At 74.3% G+C, this 15,797-nt stretch carries 18 protein-coding genes; 7 read left to right on the top strand and 11 right to left on the bottom strand.

The features are described 5' to 3' along the window. Window positions 1-211 precede the first annotated feature (211 nt). Both HYE82_RS23320 and sigE read right to left on the bottom strand, forming a co-directional pair. The gene (locus HYE82_RS23320; RefSeq protein ID WP_179176092.1) at window positions 212-880 is read right to left on the bottom strand and encodes a zf-HC2 domain-containing protein; all 669 of its coding nucleotides are present in this window, start codon (window positions 878-880) and stop codon (window positions 212-214) included. After that, window positions 877-1,656: an RNA polymerase sigma factor SigE gene (gene sigE, locus HYE82_RS23315; RefSeq protein ID WP_179176093.1), complete on the bottom strand. Its 780-nt coding sequence runs from the start codon at window positions 1,654-1,656 to the stop codon at window positions 877-879. Before sigE ends, HYE82_RS23320 begins: the two co-directional genes overlap by 4 nt. Before the next feature lie 217 nt (window positions 1,657-1,873). On the opposite strand from sigE, the gene HYE82_RS23310 reads away from it, so the two are divergent. Further along, window positions 1,874-2,536, top strand: a complete 663-nt coding sequence (locus HYE82_RS23310) for an O-methyltransferase (RefSeq protein WP_179176091.1) — start codon at window positions 1,874-1,876, stop codon at window positions 2,534-2,536. 27 nt (window positions 2,537-2,563) lie between these two features. Here the strand turns inward: HYE82_RS23310 and HYE82_RS23305 are convergent, their stop codons facing one another. Next, window positions 2,564-3,181: a phosphatase PAP2 family protein gene (locus HYE82_RS23305; protein ID WP_179176090.1), complete on the bottom strand. Its 618-nt coding sequence runs from the start codon at window positions 3,179-3,181 to the stop codon at window positions 2,564-2,566. Between the two features lie 251 nt (window positions 3,182-3,432). After that, the gene (locus tag HYE82_RS23300) at window positions 3,433-3,600 is read right to left on the bottom strand and encodes a DUF3117 domain-containing protein (RefSeq protein ID WP_003966491.1); all 168 of its coding nucleotides are present in this window, start codon (window positions 3,598-3,600) and stop codon (window positions 3,433-3,435) included. Between the two features lie 345 nt (window positions 3,601-3,945). Between HYE82_RS23300 and HYE82_RS23295 the strand changes: the two genes are divergently transcribed. Next, window positions 3,946-4,746 (top strand): enoyl-CoA hydratase/isomerase family protein, encoded by an 801-nt coding sequence (locus HYE82_RS23295; protein ID WP_179176089.1) that lies wholly within the window; start codon window positions 3,946-3,948, stop codon window positions 4,744-4,746. A gap of 66 nt (window positions 4,747-4,812) precedes the next feature. Here HYE82_RS23295 and HYE82_RS23290 read toward each other — a convergent pair whose 3' ends face one another. Continuing rightward, window positions 4,813-5,391, bottom strand: a complete 579-nt coding sequence (locus HYE82_RS23290; RefSeq protein WP_179176088.1) for a DNA-3-methyladenine glycosylase I — start codon at window positions 5,389-5,391, stop codon at window positions 4,813-4,815. Continuing rightward, window positions 5,388-5,846: a DivIVA domain-containing protein gene (locus HYE82_RS38370; RefSeq protein WP_309144423.1), complete on the bottom strand. Its 459-nt coding sequence runs from the start codon at window positions 5,844-5,846 to the stop codon at window positions 5,388-5,390. The genes HYE82_RS23290 and HYE82_RS38370 overlap by 4 nt, the downstream gene beginning before the upstream one ends. 116 nt (window positions 5,847-5,962) lie before the next feature. Between HYE82_RS38370 and folP the strand changes: the two genes are divergently transcribed. Next, on the top strand, window positions 5,963-6,823 hold the full coding sequence (gene folP, locus HYE82_RS23280; protein ID WP_179176087.1) for a dihydropteroate synthase: 861 nt from the start codon (window positions 5,963-5,965) through the stop codon (window positions 6,821-6,823). A 114-nt stretch (window positions 6,824-6,937) separates the two neighbouring features. Here folP and HYE82_RS23275 read toward each other — a convergent pair whose 3' ends face one another. Both HYE82_RS23275 and dapE read right to left on the bottom strand, forming a co-directional pair. Continuing rightward, a complete protein-coding gene (locus HYE82_RS23275; protein WP_179176086.1) occupies window positions 6,938-7,705 on the bottom strand; it encodes a TIGR00730 family Rossman fold protein in 768 nt (255 codons plus the stop codon). Between the two features lie 64 nt (window positions 7,706-7,769). Further along, a complete protein-coding gene (dapE, locus tag HYE82_RS23270) occupies window positions 7,770-8,849 on the bottom strand; it encodes a succinyl-diaminopimelate desuccinylase (protein WP_179176085.1) in 1,080 nt (359 codons plus the stop codon). Window positions 8,850-8,934: 85 nt separating this feature from the next. Here dapE and HYE82_RS23265 point away from each other — a divergent pair, with 85 nt between their 5' ends. Together HYE82_RS23265 and HYE82_RS23260 are read left to right on the top strand one after the other, a co-directional pair. Beyond that, window positions 8,935-9,906, top strand: coding sequence for a hypothetical protein (locus HYE82_RS23265; protein WP_179176084.1), 972 nt, complete (start codon window positions 8,935-8,937; stop codon window positions 9,904-9,906). Between the two features lie 318 nt (window positions 9,907-10,224). Further along, window positions 10,225-10,653, top strand: a complete 429-nt coding sequence (locus HYE82_RS23260; RefSeq protein WP_179176083.1) for an ATP-binding protein — start codon at window positions 10,225-10,227, stop codon at window positions 10,651-10,653. An 87-nt stretch (window positions 10,654-10,740) separates the two neighbouring features. On the opposite strand, the gene dapC is transcribed toward HYE82_RS23260, so the two are convergent. Together dapC and fdxA are read right to left on the bottom strand one after the other, a co-directional pair. Beyond that, the gene (gene dapC, locus HYE82_RS23255; protein WP_179176082.1) at window positions 10,741-11,835 is read right to left on the bottom strand and encodes a succinyldiaminopimelate transaminase; all 1,095 of its coding nucleotides are present in this window, start codon (window positions 11,833-11,835) and stop codon (window positions 10,741-10,743) included. A gap of 134 nt (window positions 11,836-11,969) precedes the next feature. After that, window positions 11,970-12,296 (bottom strand): ferredoxin, encoded by a 327-nt coding sequence (gene fdxA / locus HYE82_RS23250; RefSeq protein WP_114054017.1) that lies wholly within the window; start codon window positions 12,294-12,296, stop codon window positions 11,970-11,972. Window positions 12,297-12,413: 117 nt separating this feature from the next. Here fdxA and HYE82_RS23245 point away from each other — a divergent pair, with 117 nt between their 5' ends. Both HYE82_RS23245 and HYE82_RS23240 read left to right on the top strand, forming a co-directional pair. Continuing rightward, entirely contained in the window at window positions 12,414-13,394 is a 981-nt protein-coding gene (locus HYE82_RS23245; RefSeq protein WP_179176081.1) for a GNAT family N-acetyltransferase, read from the top strand. Next, on the top strand, window positions 13,391-14,182 hold the full coding sequence (locus tag HYE82_RS23240) for a transglutaminase-like domain-containing protein (protein ID WP_179176080.1): 792 nt from the start codon (window positions 13,391-13,393) through the stop codon (window positions 14,180-14,182). The genes HYE82_RS23245 and HYE82_RS23240 overlap by 4 nt, the downstream gene beginning before the upstream one ends. Before the next feature lie 106 nt (window positions 14,183-14,288). Here HYE82_RS23240 and HYE82_RS23235 read toward each other — a convergent pair. Continuing rightward, the coding region (locus HYE82_RS23235; protein ID WP_179176079.1) for a hypothetical protein at window positions 14,289-15,797 on the bottom strand (1,509 nt) is incomplete at its 5' end.

Raw genomic sequence — 15,797 nt, 5'->3', positions numbered from 1 at the left:
GGGCCTCGGCCGCGGGGGCGGGAGCAGCAGCGGCGTCCGGGGCAGTCCCGGCGGAGGCGGTGCAGGGCTGGGGCGGGGCGGACTGCTGCTGCTCGTTCATAGGTGCTCCCCGGGTTCCTGCGGCCCCGCCCGGCGGCGCGCCTGCCCGCAGATTCAACCAGGTGGGTGCCCGGCCCGGGGCGGCTACCGCCCACCCCGCCCGCGCGGGGGCTCAGCGGAGCAGCGAGACCGGGCGCGGGGTGGCGGACGCCGAGGGGTGGATCGGCGGCAGCGGACCCGTGGGGCGCGGACCGGTGGTGATCGCGGGCCGTGGCTCCCGGTCGCGGACCACCGCATCGGCCACGGACACGGCGGGTCCCGAGCCGAGGCCCTGGCCGGGACCGGTCCCGGAGGCCGGGGCTGCCGGCACGGCGGCGCCGGGCCTGGACGCCGGGGCCTCGCCCCGCGCATTCGGCTCGACCAGGTCCAGCGGCAGCGTCCCGCCCAGGGCGATCGCCGCCAGGGACACCGCCCCGGCCGCCACGAACGCGAGGCGGCGCCGCGGACGCCCCACCTCGTGGATCCGGAAGCCCTGCTGCACCGGCGCCGGGGGCGTGTACCCGAAGGTGTCGGCGCCGGGCGGGCCGGGCGGGCTGTCAGGGCCTTCGCCGGGCAGCCCCTGAAGCCGCGCCAGCAGGCCGGCGGACAGCGGCGGCGGCGCACTCTCGACGAACAGGGTCTTCAGGCGGCGCTGGGCATCGGCCTCGGCCTTGCACTTGGCACAGGTGGCCAGGTGCGCCAGGACCCGCTCGCGCGCGTCGTGGTTCAGCTCCCCGTCGACCAGGGCGGCGAGACGGTCGCCCAGGTGCTGCTCGGCAGGGGACGGACTGACTCCGCTCACTCGGTTCCGCCCTCTCTCCCGGCACCCGGGACACCCACCGCGGCCCCCGCCAGTGCGCGCTGCTCCGCGCGCGCCTCGGGAGAGCGGTGCCGGAGCGCCTTGCGCAGGTGGGAACGGCCCCGGTGGATACGGCTGCGCACGGTGCCGAGCTTCACGCCGAGCGTGGCGGCGATCTCCTCGTACGACAGGCCCTCGATGTCGCAGAGCACCACGGCCGCGCGGAACTCGGGCGCCAGCGTGTCCAGCGCCTGCTGCACATCGGCGTCGAAGTGCGTGTCGTGGAGCACCTGCTGCGGGGAGGGCTCTCGGCTCGGCAACCGCTCGGCCGCGTCCTCGGCGAGCGCGTCGAAGCGGATCCGCTGCTTGCGGCGGACCATGTCGAGGAAGAGGTTCGTGGTGATCCGGTGCAGCCAGCCCTCGAACGTGCCGGGCGTGTACGTGGACAGCGAGCGGAAGACGCGGACGAAGACCTCCTGCGTCAGGTCCTCGGCGTCGTGCTGATTGCCCGTCAGGCGGTAGGCGAGGCGGTAGACCCGCGCGCTGTGCGTGCTGACGATGTCCTCCCACGTGGGAGGGGTCCACGCCTGCGAGCCCGCATCGGCGGCGAAGGTCGCGGTGGTTGCGGTGTCGGCGGTGTGGATGCGGTCAGCAATGTCGGTCACGGATTTCGGCTCACCCGCCGACCAGAAGAGACGCCTCAGTACGCCTCGACGATCCACGGGCGCAGCCGCACCTCCCCTATCGGCTCTGGTGGTGTCCAGTGGAGCCCCTACCATAGCCACCCCTCCCGTCAGCTCCGGATAAGCTTTTTTGCCTTTTCTTTGCTCGTGGCCCGGAGGGGCCGGGTCACCGATCCGACCGGTGCCTCCCCATCCGTCCTGTCCCCGTCCCGCCTGTACGCCCTTTTTGCCTCGCTCGTCGGCACCTCGCCGCCGACAGGTCCAACGCACGGTCCCATCTGCGGGTTCCCGACGTCAGCGGATACAGTCACCGTTGCGCCAACTATGGGGACAGGAGAGGGTCATTACCGGCAACCGGCAGACGAGCTGGGCGTTCGCCGACGCGTTTGTCGCCGAGGACGACGCTCTGCGGTGGGCCCGCGACCGGGCCAGGGAAGCTGGCCTGCGCTCCGTCTCCCCCGGCACCGGGGCCACGCTGCGCCTGCTCGCCGCCAGCGCGGACGCCAAGGCGGTCGCCGAGATCGGCACCGGGACCGGCGTCTCCGGCATCCACCTCCTGCACGGCATGCGCCCGGACGGGGTGCTGACCACCGTCGACCCCGAGCCGGACCGGCAGGCCTTCGCCCGCCAGGCCTTCCGCGCCGCCGGCTTCGCGGGCAACCGCGCGCGCTTCATCCCCGGCCGCGCCCTGGACGTCCTGCCCCGGCTCGCCGACGGCGGGTACGACCTCGTGTTCTGCGACGGTGACCCCGCCGAGTCCCTCGACTACCTCGCCGAATCGTTGCGCCTGCTCCGCCCCGGCGGGCTGGTGTGCTTCGAGGGGGTCTTCTGCGACGGGCGCACGGTCGACTCCTCCGCCCAGGAGACCGAGGTGCTCCGCGTCCGGGAACTGCTGCGCAGCGTCCGGGAGAGCCCCGCGCTGGAAGGTGCCCTGCTGCCGGTGGGCGACGGCCTGCTCTGCGTGGTCCGTCGCTGACCCGCCGCCCGGAAGACGGGGTCGGCGTCAGCGCAGCAGCGCGAAGGTGAGGGCGGTCGCGGCGCCGAGCACGGTGCCGGCCAGGACCTGGGCGGGCGTGTGCGCCTTGAGGACCAGCCTGGACCAGCCCACGGCCACGGCGGCGGGTGCCGCGGCGATCAGCGGGGCTCCGAAGGCCAGTATCAGGATCATGACGGTGCCACCGGCCACCGACATGTGGAGGGACATCTGCCAGCCGAGGGTGACCAGCAGGGAGGAGACCAGCCCGACGAGCATGGCGACGACGAGCGCGAACACCTCGCGCGGCGCCCCGAGGGCATGGCCGAGGGCCATCGCGGCGGCGACGGAGACCAGGCTCAGCACCATCGGCAGGACCCGCTGGCGGCGCACCCGGATGTGCTGGTCGGTCAGGGTGCCCCGCTTCACCCCGAGCCGGATGATCCCGATCGGCACCACCCCGCAGAACAGGGCGGCGAGCAGCCCCCAGCCGAGCCCGGACCAGGAGCCGGTGCTGTGCCGGCCGACGGCCAGCAGCAGGGCGACGACGAGGTTGGCCGGGGCCAGGACGTCGGTGAGGACCCGGGCCGTCTTCTGGCGGGGAGTGCAGTCGGCGAAGGCGGGCGGGACGGGGGCGGTGAAGGTCACGGCACGGCTCTCGGCAGGCGGCAGCCCCCGCGCGGCGCTGCGGACGGCGGGAGCGCGGACGGAAGGAAAGGACGAGGACGCGGGAGCGACGGCAGAGCGTCGAAGAGCTGAGAGGGCGGGAACGGCGGAGACGGGCGGCAGGGCCGCTCGCACAGGCCGCCCGGCACAGCGCTGCCCCGGCCGCGGATCGCGGCGGCCGGGGCAGCGCAGAGTATGCAGAGTGTGCAGGTGGTGCAGGTGGTGCCGACGGGTCAGCCGACGACCTTCTTCAGGGCGTCACCCAGGGCGTCCGCCTCGTCCGGCGTCAGCTCGACGACCAGCCGACCGCCGCCCTCGAGCGGTACGCGCATGACGATGCCCCGCCCCTCCTTGGTGACCTCGAGCGGGCCGTCGCCCGTTCGCGGCTTCATGGCCGCCATGCTCGTTCCCCTTCCTGAAACCAGCTCATCGTCAGCCGACGGCCCCATTCAGGCGCCTGGAAGCCGGCATCGAACACATTGCTTCCCGGCCATTATCCCGCATGTCAGGACCCGATGACCAACATCAGCCGGGAACGCTTGCGCAACGCGCTCTGCCAAAACCACTCATTTCGGGGATCCAGCTGCGATACTTCGCCGCCGGTCCTGCACCCGGCTCCGGCGGACGCCACGCGATTCTTTGACGCACATCACATGCCCTGGTTCGGCGATCTCCGCCATGCTGGCCCTGTACCGGCCAGTATCGATCCGCTGGCCGGGCCCGCGACGGAGGGGACACCACCTGCCATGGCCGACACCGTGCTGTACGACGTGACCGACGGGCTCGCGACGATCACGCTGAACCGCCCGGACGCGATGAACTCGCTGAACACGGAGCTGAAAGTCGCCCTGCGGGACACCCTGCAGGCGGCGGGCGCCGACCCGGGCGTGCGGGCGGTCCTGCTGACCGCCACCGGGCGGGCCTTCTGCGTGGGCCAGGACCTGAAGGAGCACGTGGGGAACCTGGAGGCGGCCCGGCAGTCCGGCTCGGGCAACGCGCTGAGCACCGTGAGCGAGCACTACAACCCCATCGTGCGGGCGATCACGCAGATGCCGAAGCCGGTGGTCGCCGGGGTCAACGGCGTCGCCGCCGGAGCGGGCTTCGGCTTCGCGCTGGCCGCGGACTACCGGGTGGTGGCCGACAGCGCGAGCTTCACCACCGCCTTCGCCGGGGTCGGGCTGTCCGCGGACTCCGGGCTCTCGTGGACGCTGCCGCGGCTGATCGGCCCGAGCCGGGCGGCGGACCTGCTGCTGTTCCCGCGGTCGATCACCGCGCAGGAGGCGGCGGAGCTCGGCCTCGTGAACCGGGTCGTGCCGGCGGCGGAGCTCGCGGACAGCGCGGCCGAGGTCGCGCGGCGGCTGGCGGACGGCCCGACCGTCGCCTACGCCGGGCTGAAGGAGGCGCTGGCGTTCGGGGCGGGGCGGTCGCTCGCCGAGGCGCTGCAGAAGGAGGACGAGCTGCAGACGCGGTCGGGCGCCTCCGAGGACCACGCGATCGCGGTCGCGGCCTTCCTGGCCAAGGAGAAGCCGAAGTACACGGGGCGCTGACGGCGCGTACGGGTGCGGCCCGCCCGGCCGCGCTGCCGGGCGGGCGAACGGGCGGCCCCGTCCTCCTCAGACGGCGGGGGAACGGGCCGCGCAGGCGGCCAGGTGGTCGTTGACCAGGCCGCAGGCCTGCATCAGGGCGTAGGCGGTGGTGGGCCCGACGAAGCGGATGCCCGCCTTCTTCAGCGCCTTGGCCAGGGCGGTGGACTCGGGCGTCACGGCCGGGACCTCGGCGATGTCCCGGGGCGCCGCGCGGCCCGGCTCCGGGGCGTGGGACCAGATCAGCTCGTCGAGTTCCCCGGGCTCCCACTGTGCGAGGACCTTCGCGTTGGCGAGGGTCGCCTCGATCTTGGCCCGGTTGCGGATGATCCGCTCGTCGGTGAGCAGGCGGGCGGCGTCCTGCTCGTCGTACCGGGCGACGGCCGCGATCTCGAAGTCGGCGAACGCCTTCCGGAAGCCCTCGCGCCGCCGCAGGATGGTCAGCCAGGACAGCCCCGACTGGAAGGCCTCCAGGCACAGCCGCTCGTACAGGGCGTCGTCCCCGTGCACCGGGCGGCCCCACTCGGTGTCGTGGTAGGCGATGTAGTCCTCGGTGGACAGCGCCCACGGGCAGCGCAGGCCCCCGTCGGGCCCGGCGAGGGCGGTCACCGGGCGTCCTTGGACAGGTCGACGTCCTTCGGCTGCGCCGCCTCGTCATCGACATCGGCACGTGCATCGGCGGGGGCGGCGGCCGGGCCGGTCGCACCGGCAGCGGCCTGGCCACCGGCGGCGGTCCGGGCGTCGGCAGCGGCGCCCGCGGCGGCCGGGGCGCCGCGGTGTGCGGCCGCCGCGGTCAGTTCGGCGATCCGCGCATCGCGCTCGGCGAGCTCGGCCGCGAGCCGCTCCAGCACGTCGTCCACCTCGGCCATGCGGTAGCCGCGGGGGGCCACGGGCAGCCGCAGCGCGTCGATGTCGGCGGGCACCACCGGGCGGCTCTCGGGCAGCGCGTCGGCGACGCGGTCCGGCTCCGCCTCGGGCAGTACGGGCTCCGAGCCGCCGCCGACCACCGCCAGGGTGACCGCGGCGACGACCACGACCAGCGCGATCAGCAAGAACCAGAACACGATCGACTCCCTGAGAGACTCTGGGGGCACCTCCCAGCGGTAGCTGGGGACCACTCCGATCACCAGGTTAAGGTCACAGGCGCGGCGCACGGGCCGCCTGAGGAGGAAAGAACGGGATGCTGCGACTGGGCAGGCGCGAGTTCGACACCCACGAGCCGGTGATCATGGCGATCGTGAACCGCACGCCGGACTCCTTCTACGACCAGGGCGCGACGTTCCGCGACGAGCCCGCCCTGGAGCGGGTGGAGCAGGCGGTGGCCGAGGGCGCGGCGATCATCGACATCGGCGGGGTCAAGGCCGGTCCGGGCGAGCACGTGGACGCGGCCGAGGAGGCCCGGCGCACGGTGGGCTTCGTGGCCGAGGTCCGGCGCCGCCACCCGGACGTGGTGATCAGCGTGGACACCTGGCGGCACGAGGTCGGCGAGGCCGTCTGCGAGGCGGGCGCGGACCTGCTCAACGACGCCTGGGGCGGGGTCGATCCGAAGCTCGCGGAGGTCGCCGCCCGGTACGGCGCGGGCCTGGTCTGCACGCACGCCGGCGGCGTCGAGCCGCGGACCCGGCCGCACCGGACCGGGTACGAGGACGTGATGGCGGACATCCTGCGGGTCACGGTGGGCCTGGCCGAGCGGGCCGCGGCCCTCGGCGTCCGCCGGGACGCGATCATGATCGACCCGGGGCACGACTTCGGGAAGAACACCCGGCACTCGCTGGAGGCCACCCGGCGGCTGGCGGAGATGACGCAGACGGGCTGGCCGGTGCTGGTCTCGCTGTCGAACAAGGACTTCGTCGGCGAGACCCTCGACCGGCCGGTCAAGGAGCGCCTGCTCGGCACGCTGGCCACGACGGCGGTCTCGGCGTGGCTGGGCGCGCAGGTCTACCGCGTCCACGAGGTCGCCGAGACCCGGCAGGTCCTGGAGATGGTCCGCTCGATCCAGGGCCTGCGGGAGCCGGCGGTGGCCCGCCGGGGACTGGCCTGAGCCGACCCCGGCCCCGGCGCCCGGCCGGGTGGGCGGGCCACCGGGCCGCAGACCACCGGGCCGCAGACCACCGGCCGCGCGGAACGCGGCCGGGGCAGCTGCGGGTCCGGCCGGCTACTTGCCGACTTCCTTCGTCACGAGGCTGATCGCTTCTTCCACGTCGTCCGTGACGTGGAAGAGGTAGAGGTCCCGCTCGGAGGCCTTGCCCTGCGCGACCACCGTGTTGCGCAGCCAGTCGGCCAGGCCGCTCCAGTACTCCGTGCCGAACAGCACGATCGGGAACCGGGTGATCTTCTGGGTCTGAACCAGGGTCAGGGCCTCGAACAGCTCGTCCAGCGTGCCGAGTCCGCCCGGCAGGACCACGAAGCCCTGGCTGTACTTCACGAACATCGTCTTGCGCACGAAGAAGTACCGGAAGTTCAGCCCGAGATCGACGTGCGCGTTGAGCCCCTGCTCGAAGGGCAGCTCGATGCCCAGGCCCACCGAGATGCCGTTGGCCTCCCGCGCGCCCTTGTTCGCCGCCTCCATCGCTCCCGGGCCGCCGCCGGTGATCACCGCGAAGCCGGCCTCGACGAGGGCGCTGCCGATCCGGACCGCGGCCTCGTACTCCGGCGAGCCGGCCGGCGTGCGCGCCGAGCCGAACACGCTGATCGCGGGCGGCAGCTCCGCCAGCGTGCCGAAGCCCTCGATGAACTCCGACTGGATGCGCAGGACCCGCCAGGGATCGGTGTGCACCCACTCGGTGGGGCCGGCCGAGTCCAGCAGCCGCTGGTCCGTCGTGCTGCCGGCCTGCACCTGGCCCCGCCGGCGCAGTACCGGGCCGAGTTGCTGCTCCTCGGGACGCCGGCGGGCGGTCCCGTCGGAATTGCGGTGGTTGCCCATGATGTGCTCCCTCCTGCTGATCGTTGGCCCAGCCTAGGCGCACGAAGGTGAAGGGAAGCGGAATTCAGGAGGTCAGCCAGGCGCGGAGTCGTTCCTCGCAGTGCAGGATCGCCTTGGTCTCCACGCGCTCGTCGACCTTGTGCGCCAGCAGGGCGTCGCCCGGGCCGTAGTTGACCGCCGGGACGCCGAGCGCGCTGAAGCGGGAGACGTCCGTCCAGCCGAACTTGGGCATCGCACGCCCGCCGACCGCCTCCATGAAGGCGACCGCCGCCGGGTGGGACAGGCCGGGCAGTGCGCCGCCGGAGGAGTCGTCGACGACGAAGTCGGCGATGCCGCAGTCCGCGAAGACCTCTTTGACGTGGGCGAGGGCTTCGGCCTCGCTGCGGTCGGGGGCGTAGCGGAAGTTGACCGTCACCGTGCAGGCGTCGGGGATGACGTTGTTGGCGACGCCGCCCTCGATGCGGACCGCGTTGAGGCCCTCGTGGTACTGCAGGCCGTCGATGACGGGCCTGCGGGGCTCGTACGCGGCGAGCCGGGCCAGGACCGGTGCGGCCGCGTGGATGGCGTTGGAGCCCATCCAGCTGCGGGCGGAGTGGGCGCGCTCGCCGGCGGTGCGCAGCAGCACCCGCAGGGTGCCCTGGCAGCCGCCCTCGACCTCGGCGTTCGACGGCTCCAGCAGGACGGCGAAATCGCCGGCGAGCCAGTCGGGGTGGGCCTCGGCGACCTTGCCCAGGCCGTTGAGGTCGGCGGCGACCTCCTCCTGGTCGTAGAAGACGAAGGTGAGGTCGCGGTTGGGCGCGGGCACGGTGGCCGCGATGCGCAGCTGCACGGCGACGCCGGACTTCATGTCGGTCGTGCCGCAGCCCCACAGGACGCCGTTCTCGTCGAGGCGGGACGGGACGTTGCCGGCGATCGGCACGGTGTCGAGGTGGCCGGCGAGGACGACGCGTTCGGCCCGGCCGAGGTGCGTGCGCGCCACGACGTTGTTGCCGTACCGGTCGACCGTGAGGTGCGGGACGCCGCGCAGGGCGTGCTCCACCAGGTCGGCGAGGGCCTTCTCGTCGCCGCTCACGGACGGGATGTCGACGAGCCGGGCGGTCAGCTCGGCTGCGTCCAGGGTGAGGTCCAGCTCGGATTCGGACATGTCCCGACCCTAACGCGCGCGGCTGCGGCGAACGTCTCATGTCCGCTCACTGGACGCGGCTCGTGGCTCAAGTACGGTGGGCCGCGTGTCCCAGAGCGATCTTCCCCGCCCCCGCCGCCGCCGTCGGCTCCGCACGGCCGCCGGCCTGTGCGTCCTGCTCGCCCTCGTCGGCTACCTCGTCGTGCGGTTCGATTCGATGGGGGGCGGCGGAGCGCCGCACTGCACGGCCTCGGATCTGGCCGAGGACGCTCCCGGCGGGGAATCCCGCCGTACGTACGACATGACCCCGGAACAGGCGGCGAACGCGGCCACGATAGCCGCGGTCGGCGTCGCCAAGGGGCTGCCGGACCGGGCCGTGACCATCGCCCTGGCGACCGCCATGCAGGAGTCGGCCCTGCGCAACCTCAACCACGGCGACCGTGACTCCCTGGGGCTGTTCCAGCAGCGGCCCTCTCAGGGCTGGGGCACGCCCGAGCAGATCAGGGACCCGGTCTACTCGGCGGGGATCTTCTACGACCGGCTGGTCAAGGTGAAGGGGTACTCGCGGCTGCCGCTGACGGAGGCCGCGCAGAAGGTGCAGCTGAGCGGATACCCGCAGGCGTACGCGAAGCACGAGCCGGACGCGACCGTGCTGACGGCCGCCTTCGCCGGCGCCGGAGAGGTGACCTGCGGCGGGCCGGCGCCGACCGATCCGGGGGACCCTGAGAAGGTCCGGGCGGAGCTGAGCCGGATCTTCGCCAAGACCGGCCTGCACAGCAGCCCGGCGGAGCCCGCCCGGACCGCGGGGGGGCCGGGAGGGATCGAGGAGCGCGAGATCTCCGTCGTGGAGAAGCAGGACGGCGGCGAGCCGGCGCTGCGCGGCAGCCGGGCGATGGCGGGCTGGGCGGTGGCCAACGCCCGCGGGATGAACATCGTGCGGGTCTCCTACGACCGGCGCGGCTGGATCGCCGGGCAGAAGAAGGGCCGGTGGCAGGACACGGGCGGCTCCGGGAAGTCGGGCGACACCGACCCGCACAACGCGACGCCGGGCGAGATCCGGATCTTCGTGAAGCGGTAGCGCTCCGCGCGGAGTGCGGAGGTGCCGCGGTGGGCCGGTGATCGTCTGCGGCCCGGGGGGTGGCTGATCGCGCAGTTCCCCGGCGCCCCTGCCGGGCCTCGTCCGTGCGTACGGGGCGTCACCCGCACGGGGGTGAAACGGGCGGCCCGTCCGGGGCCCCGGTGGGCACGGAAGCCCTGGTCGGCGCACATCCAATGCGCTTGTCCCGGAAGCCGATTAAACGATGCGTTGCCGATCCTTTACCAAACGGGTCCGCAACCCGTCCCGCCCCGGGTGCGGTTGTAGGGGTGTACTCAGCCGCTACCGCTTAGGAGCAACATGTCCCTCCCCCTGACCCGCCGGATCGCCCGTTCCGCGCTGCTGCTCGCAGCCGGGGCCGCTCCCGTGGTCGGTGCGGCCGGCGCGGCCAGCGCCGCGGGCCTGGACTCGGCCGTGCCGCAGCTGGGCGCGCTCACCGTCCCGGAGACCGCGGACGCCACCGCCGCCGCCAAGGCCCTGCCCGCAGCTCCCGCCGACGTGGCGGGCACCGCAGGCGGCCTGCTCGGCGGGCTCCCGACTGCCCAGGGTCTGCCGACGGACGCGGTACCGGCCGGCCGCCTCACGGACGCGGTACCGGCCGACCGGCTCACCGGCGCGGTGCCGGCCGGCCAGCTCACGGACACGGTGCCGGCCGGGCAGCTCACCGGCGCGGTGCCGGCCGACGCGGTGGGCGCCCTGCCGCTGGACGGGCTGCCGCTGGGCGGCTGACCACCGCCCGCGACAGGACCGGGGGGCCGGGAGTGCACGCTCCCGGCCCCCCGGTCCGTCTCCGGGCCACCGGACCCGCGCGCCGCGTCAGGCGAGCCGCTTGACGGCCGCCTCGACGCGCTCGTCCGTGGCCGTGAACGCGACGCGCACGTGCCGGGCGCCCGCCTCGCCGTAGAAATCGCCGGGCGCGACCAGGATGCCGAGCTCGGCGAGGTGGGCGACGGTGTCCCAGCAGGGCTCGTCGCGGGTCACCCACAGGTAGAGGCTGGCCTCGCTGTGGTCGACCCGGAAGCCGTGCGCCACGAGCGCCGCGCGCAGCGCCTCGCGCCGTGCCGCGTAGCGGGCGCGCTGTTCCTCGACGTGCGCGTCGTCGCCGAGCGCCGCCACCGTGGCCGCCTGTACCGGGGCGGGGGTCATCATGCCCCCGTGCTTGCGGATCTCCAGCAGCTCGGCGAGGACGCCCGCGTCGCCCGCGATGAACGCGGCCCGGTAGCCGGCCAGGTTGGACCGCTTGGACAGCGAGTGGACGGCGACGAGGCCCTCGTACGAGCCGCCGCACACGTCGTCGTGGAGGACCGAGACGGGCTCGGCCTCCCAGCCCAGCTCCAGGTAGCACTCGTCGCTGAAGACCAGGATCCCGTGCCGGCGCGCCCAGGCGACGATCCGGACCAGCTCGTCCTTCGGGATGACCTTCCCGGTGGGGTTGGAAGGGGAGTTCAGCCACAGCAGCTTGATCCCGGCCGGGTCGAGTTCGGTCGGGTCGTCGTAGACGACGGCCTCGGCCCCGCACAGCCGCGCCCCGACCTCGTAGGTCGGGTAGGCGAGCCGCGGGTAGGCGACCTTGTCCCCGGCGCCCAGGCCCAGCTGGGTCGGCAGCCAGGCCACCAGCTCCTTGGAGCCGACGACCGGCAGGACGTTGCGGTGTCCGGCCGCGCTCGCGCCGAGCCGGCCGCGCAGCCAGCCGGTGATCGCGTCGCGCAGCGCGGGCGTGCCCCACACGGTGGGATAGCCCGGGGAGTCGGCGGCCGCGACCAGGGCGCTCCGGATCAGCTGCGGCACCGGGTCCACGGGCGTGCCGACGGACAGGTCGACGATGCCGTCCGGGTGCGCCGTGGCCGTCGCCTTGTACGGCTCCAGCTTGTCCCAGGGAAAGACGGGAAGACGTGCGGATACTGCGGCCACGGTGCTCTCTGCTCTCTCGTGCGTGCCGGCCTGGCTGCCGGGACTGCGTGCCGGGACGGGGACGAACGGCTCGGTCCCGCCCGGCGCGGGGCCGTACGGGACCGAGACTGGCGTTCTGCCGTGAGCTGCGGCCGTCAGTGGCCTTCGCCCATGGGCGGCAGCGCGGCGATGAAGGGGTGATCCCGCTCGATCAGGCCCAGCTTCGAGGCACCACCGGGCGAACCGAGCTCGTCGAAGAACTCGACGTTCGCCTTGTAGTACTCCTTCCACTCTTCCGGAGTGTCGTCCTCGTAGAAGATGGCCTCCACCGGGCAGACCGGCTCACAGGCACCACAGTCGACGCACTCGTCCGGGTGGATGTACAAGGACCGCTGGCCCTCGTAGATGCAGTCGACGGGGCACTCTTCGATGCATGCCTTGTCCTTGACGTCGACACAAGGCTCCGCGATGACGTAGGTCACGCTCTCGTTCCTCCTCGGTAGGGCTGTCCATATCGCGCGGGAGCGCGGCGTCGTCGATGCCCACGCCTAGTATCTCCGTTCCCGGGCACGATCCGAACAGGAGGGGCGGACAGAGCTGTGGAAATCGCGGCAGGCGGGCTGCTGGAGATCCGTATTACCCCGGCTGACGTGGGTAAACGCGTCTCCGTACGCCGGGTGGAAAGCGGCTCGAAGACGGCGCTCGCGTTCACCGATACGGTAGGCGTTCTCACATCATGGGACCAGGGTGTGCTGACGATCACACGGAAGAGCGGCGAGTCGGTCCGCATCGCGGAATCGTCGCTGGTGGCGGGCAAGGTGGTGCCCGCCGCGCCGGCTCGGCGGCGGGGCCCCGCGGCCTCGTTCGAGGAGCTGGCGCGGGTCGGGGCGCGGGCCTGGCAGCCGCTGGAGAGCGAGCCGCTGGGCGGCTGGACGCTGCGCGCGGCCGCGGGGTTCACCCGGCGGGCCAATTCGGTGCTGCCGCTCGGCGACCCGGGGATACCGCTGGACGAAGCACTCGCGCGGGTGACGTCCTGGTACGCGGAACGCGAACTTCCGGCGTACGTGCAGGCCGCCACGGGGGCGGCCGGCACCCAGGAGGTGCTCTGCGCCGGACTGGAGCGGCGCGGCTGGGTCCGCGAGGTGTCCGCCGAGGTCCGCATCGGGGCCCTGGCGCCGCTCGCGGACACGGCCGCGGACACCTCGCAGGTCGTGCTGTCCCGCACCCCCGACGAGGAGTGGCTCGGCCGGTACGGGCGGGTGGCCGACGCCGCGGTGGCCCGCCGGGTGCTGGCCGCCGGGCCGTCGGTCTGGTTCGCGGCGGTGCCCGGGCGGGCGATCGGCCGGCTCGTGGCCGACGGCCGGTGGGCCGGTTTCGCGGCCGTCGAGGTCGACCCGGCGCACCGGCGCGAGGGCCTGGCGACGGCCGTGATGGCGGCGCTGGCCGCGCGGGCGCTGGAGGAGGGCGCCTCGGCGGCCTGGCTGCAGGTGGAGACGGACAACGCGGCGGCCCGGGCCCTGTACGAGGGCATGGGCTTCGCGCCGCACCACACCTACCACCACTACCGGTCCGCCCGATGACCGCGGCGAACCGGGAGCTGTTCGCCGAGGAGGCCCGCTCGGAGCGGCCCGACCTGGCGGTGCTGTGCCTGCTGCTGGCGGCCGAGGCGGACCCGGAGCTCGACGAACGGGCCATGGACTGGGCGCAGATCGAGCTGGACCGGCTCGCGGGCATGCTGCCGTACGGGCTGCACGGCGCGCGGGCCTGGGCCTCGGCCGTGACGGAGCTGCTGGGCGGGCGGCTGGGCTTCCACGGCACGCCGGCGGACTACGGGCGGCTGTCGTCCTCGCTGCTGCACGAGGTGCTGCGGCGGCGCCGGGGCCTGCCGATCCTGCTGTCCGTGGTGTGGATGGAGGTCGCGCGGCGGGCGGGCGCTCCCGTGTACGGGCTCGGGCTGCCCGGGCACTTCGTGGTGGGATTCGGCGATCCGGAGGAGGGCGTCGTCGTGGACCCCTTCGCCGGTGGCGCGTCGCCGGGCACGGGTCCGGCGGAGCTCGCGTCCGGGCCGCGCACCCCGGCCGGGACGCTGGAGATCGTCCTGCGGATCCTGAACAACATCCGGGCGTGGGCGGCGGCGCGGCCCGAGCAGTCGGCGGTCGCGCTGTGGTCGCTGGACCTGTCGCTGCTGCTGCCCTCGCACCCTGCGTCGCTGCGCTACGAGCGGGCCCGGCTGCTCGTGGAGCGCGGGGAGTTCCGTGCGGGCGCGGCGGAGCTGGAGGCGTACGCGGAGGTGGTCGCGGCGGTGGACGCCGAGGCCGCGGCGCGGATCCGGTCGGAGGCCTTCTCGGCCCGCGCCCTGCTCAACTGAGGGGGCCGGGCCGCCCGCCGGCGCCGGGCGACGGGACCCGGGACGCGCACGGCCCCCCGTCCGGCGGCCCGGGCGGGGGCGGTGCGGTGCCCGGCGGCGGGCCCGGTCAGCTGGGGTTGGTGTCGATCGTCGCGGTGCGCTCGGCGGCGGTCTTGCCGCGCAGGGCCTTGCCGAGGGCGCCGGCCACGTCCTGCGGGGTGACCGGGGTCTTGTCGCCGGTTCCGCGGGTGATCAGGATGCCGTCGAAGGTGTTGCCGTACGTCGTCTTGAGCGCTTCGAGGTCGTACTTCTCGACCAGGCGCCCCTCGACGACCTGCATGCTGAGGATCTTGGGCAGCGACTTGGGGCCGAAGGCGAGGGACTTGGGGCCGACCTTGACGGTGGCGATGCCGGACATGGCGGGCTCGGCGAACTCCTTCATGGCCCGGTCCAGTTCGGCTTGGCCGACGGCCGGCTCCTTGTTGGTGACCGGGAGGTCGACGGGGGCCGTCTTGCCGGTGGCGACCATCTCGCGGAAGGCCTTCGTGATCAGGTCGGCGGAGGCGCCCGCGTCGAGGGTGGTGCCGGCCTTGCCGGGGACGGCGACGGCCTTGCCCGTGTCGAACTTGATGGTGCCCTCGGTGACGGTGCCGGCGGTGCCGGCCAGCTCCTGGAGCGCGACCTGGAGCTTCTCCTCGTCGACGGGCAGCACGGGGTCGGCGACGCGCTGGTTGCCGAGGAGCGAGCCGATGACCGTGATGGGGTTGTAGTCGCTGCCGGCGGCGTTGCGGACGGTGGTCGGCGCGTCGAGGGACAGGCCGGCCTTCTCCGGCCTGAGCTCGGCCCTGTTGCCGCCGACCGTCAGCTGGATCGGGGTGGCGGCTCGGTTGCCGAACGCCGTCTGGAGCTTGCCGACTGCCTCGTCGCGGCTGCCGCTGATGTCGACGCCGAGGACGGTGGTGCCCTTGGGGACGTCCGAGTGGTTCAGGAGCAGCCCGGCGCCGTACGCGACGCCGAACAGGGCGAAGACGCCGCCGCCGAGCAGGACCAGCTTGGAGCGGGCCTTGGCCACCTTGGTCGGCTTGGGGGCGGGCTTCGGCGCGGCCGGGCGCGCCGGCGCCGGCCGCGGGGTGCGCGGGGCGGAGGCTCCGGGAGCGCCGGGGCCCGGCGGGGGCACCGGCGCGGCCATCGGGTCGTCCATGCCGGGGCCGGGCCAGCGCGGGGCCTCGTCGGCGCGCGGGCCGCCCAGGGGGGTGCTGCCCAGGGCTGGGCCGCCCGTGGGCCCGGTCGGGCCCGCGGGGCCGCCGCGGCCCGCGGGTGCGTCGAAGGCGGGGAACGGTTCGGTGGCGGGTCCGTCGTCGCCGGGGAAGGCCGGGAAGCCATGGGTGGCGTCGGCACCGGGGCCGCCCGGCGCGCCGGGGCCGTCGAAGCCGGGGCGGTCGAAGCCGGGGCCGGCCGGGGCGGCCGCCTGCGGGGCGGCGAAGTCCTGCGCCGGGGCACCGGGGAAGCCCTGGGCCGGGCCCCCGGCCCGCGGGCCGGGCGCCGCGGGCGCGCCCGGGGCGAAGCCCGACGCCGGGGCGCCGCCGCGCGCGGCCGCGCCGGGCCGGGCCGGCGGGGCGGGCGTACGGATGGGGAG

It is taken from the genome of Streptomyces sp. BR123, assembly GCF_013401435.1.
Lineage (GTDB): Bacteria > Actinomycetota > Actinomycetes > Streptomycetales > Streptomycetaceae > Streptomyces.
The sequence above is the reverse complement of the archived record's forward strand: the minus strand, read 5'-3'. Positions and strand labels throughout refer to the sequence as shown.

What these genes read in the sequence shown, in the direction of transcription:
- sigE (WP_179176093.1), bottom strand. Translation starts at nt 1,656, where the DNA reads ATGGTAGGGGCTCCACTGGACACCACCAGAGCCGATAGGGGAGGTGCG.
- HYE82_RS23300 (WP_003966491.1), bottom strand. Translation starts at nt 3,600, where the DNA reads ATGGCGGCCATGAAGCCGCGAACGGGCGACGGCCCGCTCGAGGTCACC.
- HYE82_RS23295 (WP_179176089.1), top strand. Translation starts at nt 3,946, where the DNA reads ATGGCCGACACCGTGCTGTACGACGTGACCGACGGGCTCGCGACGATC.
- folP (WP_179176087.1), top strand. Translation starts at nt 5,963, where the DNA reads ATGCTGCGACTGGGCAGGCGCGAGTTCGACACCCACGAGCCGGTGATC.
- HYE82_RS23275 (WP_179176086.1), bottom strand. Translation starts at nt 7,705, where the DNA reads ATGGGCAACCACCGCAATTCCGACGGGACCGCCCGCCGGCGTCCCGAG.
- dapE (WP_179176085.1), bottom strand. Translation starts at nt 8,849, where the DNA reads ATGTCCGAATCCGAGCTGGACCTCACCCTGGACGCAGCCGAGCTGACC.
- HYE82_RS23260 (WP_179176083.1), top strand. Translation starts at nt 10,225, where the DNA reads ATGTCCCTCCCCCTGACCCGCCGGATCGCCCGTTCCGCGCTGCTGCTC.
- HYE82_RS23240 (WP_179176080.1), top strand. Translation starts at nt 13,391, where the DNA reads ATGACCGCGGCGAACCGGGAGCTGTTCGCCGAGGAGGCCCGCTCGGAG.